Origin of the sequence: Streptomyces sp. NPDC091287, from assembly GCF_044768525.1 — a bacterium.
Lineage (GTDB): Bacteria > Actinomycetota > Actinomycetes > Streptomycetales > Streptomycetaceae > Streptomyces.
The window spans coordinates 319981-332717 of sequence record NZ_JBIVUV010000003.1 but is presented as its reverse complement, the minus strand read 5'-3'; the positions used below and the strand labels follow the sequence as shown (position 1 = coordinate 332717).

4 protein-coding genes are annotated in these 12737 nt (G+C 72.7%); all 4 read right to left on the bottom strand.

Translation table 11 applies throughout. The features are described from left to right. Positions 1-135 precede the first annotated feature (135 nt). A complete protein-coding gene (locus tag ACIQRW_RS06140) occupies positions 136-936 on the bottom strand; it encodes an ABC transporter permease (RefSeq protein ID WP_403755080.1) in 801 nt (266 codons plus the stop codon). Further along, positions 933-1955: an ATP-binding cassette domain-containing protein gene (locus ACIQRW_RS06135; RefSeq protein ID WP_403755077.1), complete on the bottom strand. Its 1023-nt coding sequence runs from the start codon at positions 1953-1955 to the stop codon at positions 933-935. Before ACIQRW_RS06135 ends, ACIQRW_RS06140 begins: the two co-directional genes overlap by 4 nt. A gap of 78 nt (positions 1956-2033) precedes the next feature. Next, complete coding sequence (locus ACIQRW_RS06130) at positions 2034-2240, bottom strand: MbtH family protein (protein ID WP_403755074.1); 207 nt, start codon at positions 2238-2240, stop codon at positions 2034-2036. After that, positions 2237-12694, bottom strand: a complete 10458-nt coding sequence (locus tag ACIQRW_RS06125) for an amino acid adenylation domain-containing protein (RefSeq protein WP_403755071.1) — start codon at positions 12692-12694, stop codon at positions 2237-2239. The genes ACIQRW_RS06130 and ACIQRW_RS06125 overlap by 4 nt, the downstream gene beginning before the upstream one ends. Positions 12695-12737 lie beyond the last annotated feature (43 nt).

The window sequence follows — 12737 nt, the reverse complement described above, 5'->3', positions numbered from 1 at the left end:
CTATGAGGTGTGATCCCGACCGTCGGGAGTCAAGAGCGACGAGAACACGTGCGCGTCGCCGTCGCGCGTCGCGCACGACCATCCAGCCGCGTCCGCACGAGTGAGCGCTCGCCCAGGGCCGCCGTAATGGAGCCCTTAGCCGAGGGTGATGCGCCGGAACCTCCTGAGCGCGAGCAGCATGAACGCGCCCGTGATCAGGCAGGCGCAGACCACGGCGTAGGGGAGCGCGTGCACGACCGGCCAGGTGTCGCTCGTCGGAAGGCCGGCCGGCGGCGGGTTGCCGAAGAGCTGCCGGACGGCGGTGGCCGTTGCGGAGACCGGGTTCCATTCCGCGATCGTCCGCAGCGGGCCGGGCATGGTGTGCGTGGAGACGAACGCCGAGGAGACGAACGTGACCGGGAAGAGCCAGATCAGCCCGGCGCTCTGCGCGACCTCGACGCTGCGGGCCATCAGCCCGATCGCCGCTCCCACCCAGGACATCGCGAAGGCGAAGAGAAGAATCAGGAGGTAGGCCAGGAGCGCGTCGCCCGGCGACGCGGAGATCCGCCAGCCCACCAGCAGCCCGCACAGCGAGGTGACGACCAGGGTCACCGTGCTCATCGTGAGGTCCGACAGGGTCCGGCCCAGGAGCACCGCCATGGCCGGCATCGGCAGGGAGCGGAAACGGTCGACGATGCCCTTGTCCATGTCGTTGGCCAGGCCCAGGGCGGTGAACGCCGCGTTGAAGGTGACGGCTTGGGCGAAGATGCCGCCCATCAGGAACGTGCGGTATTCGGCCCCGCCGAGGCTTCCGCCGAAGACGTAGGCGAGCAGGAGGACGAACATCACCGGCTGGACCAGGGCCGCGATGACCGATCCCGGTGTCCGGCGAAGGTTCAGCAGATTGCGCCAGGCCACGATGGAGGAGTCGCGGCCCAGTCGTTGAACCGCGGTCACCGGCCATCGCCTCCGGTCGCCGTGATGCCCGTCGAGGCCGTCGGAGAGACCGGAGGTCTGCCCGGCTCCAGGGGGCGGCCGGTGAGGGAGAGGAACACGTCGTCCAGGGTCGGCGGTGCCAGCTCCACGTCCCGGACGGCGATGCCGGCCAGCCGCAGGCAGCCCAGGGCGTACTCCAGGCTCTGCGCGCCGTGATCGGTGGCGACGGTCAGACGGCCGGTGCGCGGGTCGAGGTCGGGGAGGTGCTCTCCGAGCGTGGCCAGGATCTCGGCCGCGGTGACCCGGTGTCGCGCTTCGGCGACGGTCAGCGAGAGCCGCTCGCCGCCGACCCGCGCCTTGAGTTCGGCGGCCGAGCCGCGGGCGACCACGTGTCCGCCCTCGATAACGACGATGGCGTCGGCCAACTGGTCCGCCTCCTCCAGATACTGAGTGGTGAGCAGGACCGTCGTTCCCTCGGAGACCAGATCCCTGACGGCCTGCCAGGTGTCGGCCCGGCCCCGGGGGTCGAGGCCGGTCGTGGGCTCGTCCAGGACCACCACGGCCGGCCGCGCGACCAGCGCGCCGGCCAGGTCGAGCCGTCTGCGCATGCCTCCGGAGTACGTTCCGCTCGGCAGGTCCGCGGCGTCCTCCAGATCGAAGCTGCTCAGCAGTTGCCCCGCCCTGCGGCGGGCGGCATGACGGCCGAACCCGTAGAGCCGGGCGACGAGGTACAGGTTCTCCCGGCCGGTCAGCTTCTCGTCGACCGCGGCGTACTGGCCGGAAAGCCCGAGGTCGCGGCGTACGGCCTCCGGGTCGGCGAGGACGTCGTGGCCGGCCATCCAGGCCCGGCCGCTGTCCGGTCGCAACAGCGTCGACAGCACCCGCACCGTGGTGGTCTTTCCCGCGCCGTTCGGGCCGAGTACCCCCAGCACGGTGCCGGGGGCCGCTTCGAGGTCCACACCGGCCAGGGCCTGCTTCTTCCCGAATCGTTTGGTGAGCCCTTCGGCGCGTATCGCCGGGTGGGTCGGCGGGGCGGTCATGGGTGCCTCTCGTGGTGCGTGGGGTGGGGCGGGCGCGTGGGTCCGGCGTGACCGGGGAGAGGGGGCAGGAGAGGCAGGTCATGCCACCTTTACGCGGGCGCTCCTGGGGGTGATGTCGGTCCAGTTGACCTCCACGTACTCCAGGCAGGCCGCGTGCTCCGCCGGGCCGAACACCTCGTCCCAGCCGGCGGGCACCGTCGCGAACGAAGGCCACAGGGCGTGCTGTCCCTCGTCGTTGACCAGGACGCGGTGCCGGGTCTGCGGGTCGTCGAAGGGATTCGTCATGACGGGTCTCCTTGTTCGGTGCGGTGGCCGGCGTCGAGCACGGCCGAGACGGTGGTGCCGATCTGTTCCCGCGCGGCGGGCTGCATCATCTGGGCGTGCGCGCACGCCACGTCGTGGTTCTCGATGGGTCCGTCGATGTACGGGCCCCACAGGGACAGGCCGAAGGTGTCCCGGGGGCGGCCCTCGGTGGCGGTGAAGAACAGCGCGGGTCCGTGGAACACACGGGGGGTGTACTTCCGCATCAGGCGTGCCTGACCCGCGAAGTTGTCCACCATCGCGTCGATCGTGGCCGGTTCCAGCGACCCGAGCGGACTGCCGCCGGCGAGGAACTGGTCCCGTACGGCCGCGGCTTCCACCGGTCCGTCCCCGTCCAGGGCCTCCTGGCCGACTCCCATGTTGGCGAGCAGGGCGCGGAAGACGGTGTCCCGGCTCGCGCTGTCCAGGTCGTCCAGCGGGGCGAGCGGGAAGGCGTCCAGGATCGTCAGCAGCGCCACCTCCTCGCCCGCCTCCTGGAGTTGGACGGCTACCTCCTGGACGACGTTGCCGCCGAAGGACCAGCCGAACAGGTGGTACGGGCCGTGCGGCTGGACGGCCCGCAGCTCCGCCACGTACACGGCGGCCATCGCCTCGATGCTGTCGGGGAAGGGCTCGGTGCCGTCCAGGTTCGGGGTCTGGAGCCCGTAGACAGGCCGGTCGTTGCCGAGGTGGGGGAGCAGCCCCGCGTACGACCAGGCCAGGCCGCCGGCCGGGTGGACGCAGAACAGCGGGGGCAGGCCGCCCCTGGTCCGCAGGGGCAGCAGCGTCGCCAGTGGGTTGTCCTGGACGCCGGCGCCGATCCGTTCCGCGAGTGCGGCTACCGTGGGCGCCTCGAACAGACTGCGGATGCTGACGTCCACCCCCAGGGCGTCACGGATGCGTCGGATCAGGCCCGCCGCCAGCAGGGAGTGACCGCCGAGGGCGAAGAAGTCGTCGTCGATGAGGACCTGCTCGCGCTCCAGCACCTCGGCGAACAGCGTGCACAGCACGTCCTCCCGGGGGTTACGGGGGCTGCGCCCCGTGCCCGCGGACCCCGCTTGCGGTGCGAGGTCGGGCAGGGCCTTCCGGTCCAGCTTTCCGTTCGGCGTCAGGGGGATGCTGTCCACCGCGATCCAGCCGGAGGGCACCATGTACCCGGGCAACCGGGCCGCCGTGTGCTCCCGCACCCCGTCGAGCCGTTCGGAGTCGGACCGCGCGGGGCCGGTGGGCGCGGCGCGGCCGGCGGCAGCGCTCCCGGGCGGGACGACGGGTTGTGCGGCGAGCACCACGTACGCGGCCAGACGGGATCCTCCGGGACCCTCACCGTGCGCCACCACCGCCGCCTGGGCGACGTCGGTGTGCTCCGCCAGTACGGCGGCGATCCCCTCCGGCTCCACCCGGAACCCGCGCACCTTGACCTGGTTGTCGGCGCGCCCGGCGAACTCCAGGGCGTCGTCGGGCGTCCGTACGGCCCGGTCTCCGGTGCGGTACATCCGCGTTCCCGCGGGCCCGTAGGGGTCGGGCACGAAACGGTCCGCAGTGCCCGCGGGCTGTCCGTGGTAGCCGAGGGCCAGGCTGTCCCCGGCCAGGTAGAGGTCGCCGGTCACCCCGGCCGGGACCGGCCGCAGCCGACCGTCCAGGAGCCGTACGACCGTCCCCTCGACCGGGGCGCCGAGCACCGGCCGCCCGGTCGCCCGGAGCTCGGCGGTGAGGGCGTCCACCGTCGCCTCGGTGGGTCCGTAGAAGTTCCAGGCTGTGAGGCCCGATCGGGCCCGCAGATCGTCCCAGAGGTCGGCCGGGACGGCTTCGCCGCCCAGGACGATCACGGACGGGGCCCGGCCGGCCCCGGCGAACAGTCCGGCGTTCAGCAACTGCCGGACATGCGTGGGCGTGGATTCCAGCACGTCGAGGCCCCGGGCGCGGACCGCCTCGACGAGGGCCTCCGGGTCGCGCCGGGTCAGGTCGTCCAGGACGTGGAGCCGGTGGCCGTCGAGCATCCAGAGCACCGGGTCCCACGCGGCGTCGAAGGACAGGGCGGCCGTCAGCGCGACGTCGAGCCGGGTTTTTCCGGTCGCCCGTACCGAGGGCCCGAAGAGATGGCGCCGGTGGTGTTCCAGCAGCCGGGCAAGGGAGCCGTGGCCGACCAGGACTCCCTTGGGGCGGCCGGTCGAGCCCGAGGTGTGCAGGAGATAGGCGGGCTCGGCGGGTCCCGGCCGGACCCGCTCCCGCAGGGGTGCGGGCGCGGTGGCTGAGTCCGGGGAGTCCAGGTTCAGACGCTGCCATCGGGCTGTCGCCCGGGTGTGGGTGGCGTCTGCCGTGAGCACGGTGTGCGGGCGGGCGTCGGTCAGCACCGCGTCGATCCGGCCCTGTGGGAGGGAGTCGTCCACCGGGACGTGGACGGCCCCGATCTTGAGCACGGCGAGGAGGGCGGCGATCGAGTCGGTGCTGCGCGGCAGCAGCACGGCCACCCGGTCTCCGGCGCCCGCACCGGCCCGGGCGACCAGCGCGGCGATCCGGTCGGAACGGGCGTCCAGCTCCGTGAAGGAGAGGCTGCCGTCCGGGGCGGTCACCGCGATGTCACCGCTGCGCGCCGCGGCCACCGTTGCCGCGAACCGGTCCAGCACCGTCGTGGGAGGCGCGGCGTCGTGGCGGAGCGCACTGGCGCCACCGCCCAGGTCCAGCAGCCGCCGCTGTTCTTCGGTGCCGGTCAGCGGCAGGTCGCCCACGATCGTGGTGGGGTCCTCCACCGCGTGCGCGAGGAGGAGGCTGAACCGGTCGGCGATCCGTACGGCGGTCTCGGAGTCGAACAGGTCCTGGCTGAACTCCAGCGTTCCGTCGAGGTGGGCCCCGCCGCTCCCGGCCGACGTCCGCTCGGTGAAGGAGAAGGAGAGATCGAACTTCGCGCCTCCGGTGTCGACTCCTTCCAGCCGGGCCTCCAGACCGGGCAGGTCCAGCCGGGGCGGCCGGTGGTTGTTGAGGGTCAGCATGACCTGGAAGAGCGGGTGGCGGGAGAGCGAGCGCGTCGGCCGTACGGCCTCCACCAGCCGTTCGAAGGGCAGCTCCTGGTGGGCGTAGGCGGCCAGGTCCGTCTCCCGTACCCGGGCGAGCAGCTCGGTGAAGTCCTGGTCGCCGCCGAGGTCCGTCCGCAGGGCGAGGGTGTTGACGAAGAAGCCGACCAGAGGGTCGAGTGCCTCGTCGGTCCGCCCGGCCACCGGGGTGCCGATGGTGACGTCGCTGTCGGCGCCCATCCTGTGCAGCAGCGCCGCCAGCGCGGCGTGCAGCACCATGAAGGTGCTGCTGGCCGTCGACCTGGCCAGTTGCGCAACCTTCGCCAGGGTCTCCTCCGGTACGCGTACCGGGACCGTGCCCCCGCGACCGCCCGGCGAGGCGGGCCGGGGGCGGTCGGTGGGCAGGGCGGTCTCCTCCGGGGCACCGGCCAGAGCGTCCTTCCAGAAGGCGAGCTGGGCCGATGCCGCCGAGACGGGATCATCGAAACTGCCGAGCAGGTCGCGCTGCCAGAGGGTGTAGTCCGCGTACTGGACCGGCAGGGGTGCCCAGCTCGGCGCCCGCCCGGCGGACCGCGCCGCGTAGGCGCCGGCCAGGTCCTGGGCCAGAGGGCCCATGGACCATCCGTCCGCCGCGATGTGATGGACGGTGACCAGCAGGGTGTGCCGGTCCTCACCGCTCCGGAACAGAACCGGTCGCAGGGGGACGTCGTGCGTGAGGTCGAAGGGCTTGGCCGCCGACTCGCGCAGTGCCTCGCCCAGGTGTGTCCTCTCGACCGCCATGACGGGAAGTTCCGGCAGTGCGTCACCGGGCGCGAGCACATGCTGACGGGGGCTGCCATCGCCGGGCTCGACCACCGTGCGCAGGACCTCGTGCCGGGTCAGCACATCACCCAGCGCACGCCGCAGGGCGTGCCGGTCCAGGCTGCCGTCCAGGCGGACCGCGAACGCCATGTGGTAGGCCGCCGTTTCGGGGTCCAGTTGGTGCAGGAACCACAGGCGCTCCTGGGCGGTGGACAGCGGTGGCCGTTCGGTGTGGGGCGCCCGCCGCAGTGCGGGCCGCGCCGCGCCCGCTCCCTCCAGCCGCTCGGCGAGCGAGGCGGGGGTCGTGGACTCGAACAGGGCCCGTACCGGGAGTTCGACGCCGAACGCGGAGCGGATCCGGCCGATCAGCCGAGTCGCCAGGAGCGAGTGTCCCCCCAGCTCGAAGAAGTCGTCATCGGGGGCGACCTGTTCGTGCTCCAGGCTCTCCGCGAACAGGGCGCAGAGGATCTCCTCCGGGGCGGACCGCGGGGCACGCTTCTTCCTCTCCACATCCGTACCCTCCGCGACGGTGGTCAGCGGAAGCGCCGCGAAGTCCACCTTCCCGTGCGGGGTCAGCGGGAGGGCGGCGACCGGCACGATCAGCGAAGGCACCATGTGGGCCGGCAGCCGCTGCGCGACGAAGGCCCGCAACTCCCGGGAGGACAGGTCACGATGAACGGAGGGCACGACCCAGGCGACCAACTGCGCTTCCCCCGAGCCCGAGCCCGAGTCGGTGCGGACCGCGACCGCCGACTGCGCGATGTCACCGTGGGCATCCAGGGCGGATGCGACCTCGCCGGTCTCGACCCGGAAACCGCGGATCTTGATCTGCCCGTCGCCGCGGCCCAGGTACTCAAGACGCCCTTCGACCCGGCGAGCGAGGTCGCCGGTGCGGTACATCCGTGAGCCCGGCGCTCCGTAGGGATCGGGCACGAAGCGCTCCGCCGTCGCGCCGGAGCGGTTGTCGTAGCCCCGGGCGACGCCCGGGCCCGACAGATACAGCTCTCCCGTCACCCCGGGGGCGACCGGCTCCAGCCGTCGGTCCAGGACCCGGGCGCGGGTGCCGGTCACCGGATGCCCGAGGTGGGGTCGCACGCCGGGCAGGACACGGCCCATCACGCTGTCCACGGTGGTCTCCGTGGGGCCGTACAGGTTCCACACCGCCACGCCGGAAAGGGCGGCCAGTTCCCGCCACAGCGGTGCGGGCACGGCCTCTCCGCCCAGTGCCAGCACGCGTGGTCGAGGCCGGCCGGGTGCGAACAGGCCGCAGGAGCGCAGCTGTTCGACGAACGAGGGGGTGGTCTCCACGACATCGATCGCCCGGTCGTGGAGCAGGGCCGTGAGGGCCTCGGGGTCCCGGCGCGTCATGTCGTCCACGAGGTGCAGTTCATGGCCCGCGATCATCCACAGCAGTGGGTCGAGGGAGGCGTCGAACGTCATCGCGGCCGTGTGCGCCACCCGTAGCGGGAGCCCGTTGTTCTCCGCCTCGGCGGGGCCCATCAGACGGTCGCGGTGGTGAGCGAGCAGCCTGGCCAGGGACCGGTGCTCGATGACGACGCCCTTGGGCAGCCCGGTGGATCCGGAGGTGTACAGCACATACGCGGCGTCACGGCCGCGGGGCGGCACCGGCATGGTCGCCGCAACGGTGTTCTCCTGCTCGGCGGCCTCGTCGAGAAGGAGGACGTCGGCCGTGTCCGGGAGAGCCGCCCGGGTGGCGGAGGTGGCCAGCACCAAGCGTGGGGCGGCGGTGTCGAGGATCAACGAGGTGCGGGCCGCGGGCTGCGCCGGGTCGAGCGGGACGTACACCGCTCCGGCTCGCAGGATGCCCAGCACCGCCACGACGGCGAGCGAGGTGCGGGGCAGTGCCACCGCCACCCGGTCACCGGCCCCGATCCCCCGGTCCCTGAGCGAGCAGGCCAGCCGGTCGGAGAGCAGGCGCAGTTCACCGAAGGTGAGGCGCTTGTCGCCGGCCACGACCGCGGTGCGGTCCGGCTGGACGGCCGCGCGGGTCGCCAGGACGTCCAGCACCGTCCCGTCGTCGTCGGAGGCCGTCGGTATCGCGCCGAGCGGTTTCCGCGCGGTGCGCGGCAGCTCGTCCAGTGCCCCCGCGCGCTGCGACGGGGTCAGGAAGCCGACGTCAGTCATCGGACGGTCCGGCTCGGAGAGCAGGGCGCTCAGGAGCCGGGTGAAGTGCTCGGCGAACCGATCCGCCGTCGTACGGTCGAAGAGGTCCTCGTCGTACTCCAGCTCACCGGTGATCCCGTCCGGGCGGCCTTGGCCGTCGTGGTGCTCGGACAGGTCCCAGCTGAGGTCGAACTTGGAGCCCGACCGCCCCACGGACCTCTCGTGGCCGACCGTGAGGCCGTCGAGATGCGGGCGGGGCGCGGGGGTGTTGTTGAGGCTCAGCATCACCTGGAACAGCGGATGGCGTGCGAGCGACCGCGGCGGCGCGAGCTCCTCGACCACCCGCTCGAAGGGGATGTCCTGGTGCGCGTAGGCGGCCACGTCGGTACGGGCGACCCGCTCCACGAGCGTACGGAACGCCGGGGAGCCGGAGGTGTCGGCCCGCAGGACCAGCGTGTTGACGAAGAAGCCGACCAGTTCGGTGAGCGCGTCGTCGGTACGGCCTGCCACCGGGGTGCCGACGGCGATGTCCTCGCCCGTGCCCAGGCGCGACATCAGGGCGGCCAGCGCCGCGTGCAGCACCATGAAGGAGCTCGCGCCGTGGTCCCCGGCCAGTCCGGCCAGCGTCCGGTGGTCCTGCGCCCCGATGCGCACGGGGACGCTCCCGCCCCGTCCGGAGGAGCGGGCCGGGCGCGGCCGGTCCATCGGGAATGACGACTCCTCCGGCAGCCCGGCCAGAGCGTCCGCCCAGGAGGAGAGCTGGCGGCGCGCGAGACTGTCCGGCGCGTCGGGATCTCCGAGCAGGTCACGCTGCCACAGCGCGAAATCGGCGTACTGCACGGGCAGTTCGTCCCACCCGGGTGCCCGCCCCGAGCGGCGCGCGCCGTAGGCGGTGGACAGGTCCCGTACGAGCGGCCCCATCGACCATCCGTCGGCGGCGATGTGGTGCAACGTCACGATCAGGACGTGCTCCTCGGCGCCCACGGGGAACAACCGGGCGCGCAACGGGATCTCGTGCTCCAGGTCGAAGCGGGCGCCGTCCGGCCCCAGCGGCTCACCGGCGGCCATGACCCGCAGAAGCGGATGCGGGAGCCGCGCGGGCGGCAGAATCTTCTGGCACGGGCCCTCCGGGGTCTCCGCCACGATCGTGCGCAGCGCCTCGTGCCGCCCCACGACGTCGTGGAGGGCCAGTTCAAGAGCGTCGCGGTCCAGGGCCCCGCGCAGGCGCAGCGCCACCGGCAGATGGTAGGAGGTACCCGCGTCGCCCAGCGTCTCCAGAAGCCACAGCCGCTGCTGCCCGAAGGAGAGGGGAAGCCGTTGCGGGCGAGGGGCGAGGGCCGTCACCGAACGCCGGGCCGGGGCGACGTCGCCCAGCGTCGAGACCAGGCCGGCAGGTGTGGGTGTGGAGAACAGGGTGCTGATCGGCACCTCCGCGCCGAACTCGCCGCGGATCCGGCCGATCAGCCGCATCGCCAGCAACGAGTGGCCGCCCAGCGCGAAGAAGTCGTCGCCCCGGCCGACCCGCTCCACCCCCAGGCACGATGCGAAGACCGCACACATCCGGGCCTCCAGGGCGGTGCGCGGGGCACCGCCGTCGGACGCGACCGGCAGAGCCGGCGGCAGAGCCGCCACATCGAGCTTGCCGTTGGGGGTGAGCGGCAGACGCTCCACCGTCGCCCAGGCCGTCGGCACCAACGGGCCGGGCAGCAGGGCCGCGACCGCGTCGCGCGTCTCCGCGTGGGCGGGCGCACCCGCTCCGGCCACCAGGAACGCGGCCAGCCGCTCGGGACCGTCCTGCGCGGTGGTCAGGGCGACAGCGGCGTCCTGGACACCGGGGAGAGAACGCAGCGCGGCCTCGATCTCCCCGGTCTCGACCCGCACACCGCGCACCTTGATCTGCCGGTCGCTGCGTCCGACGAACTCCAGCGAACCGTCCTCGCCCCACCGGGCAAGGTCACCGGTGCGGTACATCCGGGCACCCGGAAGGCCGAAGGGGTCCGGCATGAAGCGTTCCGCCGTGAGCCCCGGACGGCCCGCGTATCCGCGCGCCACGCCCTCGCCCGACAGATACAGCTCGCCCACCGACCCTCTGGGCAGCGGGTGCAGGGACGGGTCGAGCACATAGGCCCCGGCCCCGGTGACGGGGCGCCCGATCACGGGGGACGCACCGGTGATCCGGGCGGTCACGGCGTTGACGGTGGTCTCGGTGGGTCCGTAGAAGTTGAACACCAGCAGGTCGGGATCGGCTGCCAGCTCCTCCCACAGCCCGTCGTCGACAGCTTCCCCGCCCAGGGCGATGACACGCGGCCGGTGGCTCTCCGAGGTGAGCAGCCCCGCCGCCAGCATCTGCCGCAGATAGGTGGGGGTCGTTTCGATCGCGTCGATGCGATGGTCGAGGAGGTACCGCACCAACGCCTGGGGGTCGCGGCGGACGTCGTCCGCGATGATGTGCAACTCGTGTCCGGCGACCATCCAGAGCACCGGGTCCCAGGCCGCGTCGAAGGAGGTCGCGGCGGACAGCGCCACCCGCAGCCGTCGCCCCAGAGCTTCCTCGGCCAGGGTGTGGGCCTCCCGGCGGTGGTGCTCCAGGAGGTTGCTCAGAGAACGGTGCTCGACGACCACGCCCTTGGGGCGGCCGGTGGACCCCGAGGTGTAGATGACGTACGCGGCATCCTGGGGTTCGGGTCCGGGCAGCTCCCCGACGGCACCGGCCGGGTAGCCGGCCGGCGCCGTCGAGGGGTCGATGCGCGGGACCGTACCCCGAGGGTCGATGGTGCCCGCCGACGACACGGTCGCCACCAGGGCGACGGGCCGGGAGTCGTCGATCATGAAGGCGAGCCGGTCCGCCGGGTAGGAGGGGTCGAGCGGCAGATAGGCGGCCCCCGTCCGCATCACGGCGAGCATCGCCACCACCAGATCCGTGGAGCGTGGCAGTCCCACCGCGACGCGGGTGCCGGGCCGGGCGCCCCGTGAGGCGAGCAGGGCCGTCAGGCCGTTCACCCGGTGGCCGAGTTCTTCGAAGGTGAGGGCCGTGCCGTCGCAGACAACGGCGGTGTGGTGAGGGGTGGTTCGCGCCTGCCGGGCGAACTGCTCGGTCAGGGGGGACGGTACCGGGGCATCACTGTCCGACGGCTGAGCGGCACCGAGGCCGAGCACCCGCCGCTGTTCGTCCTCGGCGACGGGGCTCACCGCTCCGACGGTCCTCTCCGGGTCCTCCACGAACGCGTCGAGAACCCGGCACAGGCGCTCATGCGGCCCTACGAGGTCCTGCTGACCGTAGCGCGCGGCGTTGCCCAGCAGATCGACGTGCATGCCACCGTCGCCGAAGGAGGCGTGCACGGCCACAGCCAGGTCCTCCACCGGGCCGATCGACAGGTTGTGCAGGGTCGCCGGGTGAGGGCCGAACCGCAGGGCGTCGTCGAAGGCGAGGATATTGACGGAGGGCCCGGTCAGCGCCGTCGTCGTCCCGGTCAACCCCAGCTGGTGGCGGAGTGCTTCGGCCGGCCGGCGCTGGTGACGAAGTACGGAACGGGCTTCGGCGGAGGCCCGGCGCGCCAGATCGGCCACCCTGTCGGCGGGGGAGACGGCGAGTCGCATCGGCAGGATCGAGCTGAGCATGGCGGGTGTCGACCGTGCCGCGGGAGTGCGCCGACCGGTGACCGGCAGGCCGAGCACGACCTCAGCGAGCCCCTTCTCCCGGTGCAGGCACAGCGCCAGCGCCCCCATGACGAACGTCGGCCAGCCGGTTCCGGCCCGCTTGGCCGCGGCCTTCAGCCGTGCCGTCTCCGCCCGGCTGTAAACCCGTCGCACCGACGCCGTCCCGTACTTCCTCCTCGTACCGGACGGTGCGGGGGTCTCGGGAGGGAGGGTGCCCACGAGGTGCCCTGCCCAGAACCTCTCGTCCCGGGAGCCCTGTTCGGACGCGAGGTAGGTGTCCTCCTCCTCGACGAGCGCGGCGAGAGAACCCGCGGGACGCAGCTCGGGAAGGACATCCGGGGCGAGAACGAGAGCGGTGTAGACCTCGGCGATACGGGAGAGAGCCAGGACCGCCGCGTAGCCGTCGAGCGCCAGGTGGTGCACCTGCTGGTGGAAGAGGTGGCGCGAGGGAGAGAGCCGGTAGAGGGTGACACGGACCAGCGGCCCCGCCGATACGTCCGCGGGCTCGGCCAGACACAGCCGCATCCGCCGCAGAGCCTCCGCGTGCGGGTCCACCTCGCCGGAGAGGTCCACCCATGGCATGGATATGGACGGACTCTCCTGCACGCGCTGGAAGGGAACACCGTCCCGCTCACCGAAGGTGGTGCGCAGAGCCTCCATCTCGGCCGCGGTGTGGCCGACCGCGCGGCGCAGCAGGTCCGGTTCCACAGGGCCCTGGATATCGGCGTACTCCGCGATGTTGTACGCCGGATCCGCCGGGTCGAGCCGCTGCGCGAACCAGACGCCCTGCTGAGCAGCGGTCAGGCGCAGGGTGCCCGTCGGGGTTCCGGTGTGCGGTAGGTCGGTCACGCGAATTCACCTCGGTGGGGGAGACCTGCGACGGCATGGGCCG